Annotated in this window: 1 pseudogene; it reads right to left on the bottom strand. The window is 68.3% G+C overall.

Annotated features, from left to right (window positions below):
* A pseudogene (locus tag ACQG3P_RS25220) lies at window positions 1–172 on the bottom strand (cell division protein FtsB); the annotation flags it as partial.
* Window positions 173–230 lie beyond the last annotated feature (58 nt).

A 230-nucleotide genomic window follows, 5' to 3' on the forward strand; every position in this document is an offset into this window, starting at 1 on the left:
CCGCCAGCGCATCCTTGCGCGGTTGCAGGCCGGCGTGGTCGCGCTTCTGGGATTCGACCTGGGCTTCGAGCGACATCACGTCTCCCGAATTGCCCGGGCCGAACCAGAAGCGGAACTGCAGCCATGCCAGCAGTACCGCGAGCACCAGCAGCAGCCAGCGCCAGTTGCGCATGCGGATCAGCGCTTCCGCGACACGAACGCGTCACGCCCGGCGTAACGCGCGCCGGCAA

The sequence above is a fragment of the Stenotrophomonas sp. SrG genome, from assembly GCF_050031795.1.
GTDB classification, from domain to species: domain Bacteria; phylum Pseudomonadota; class Gammaproteobacteria; order Xanthomonadales; family Xanthomonadaceae; genus Stenotrophomonas; species Stenotrophomonas rhizophila_A.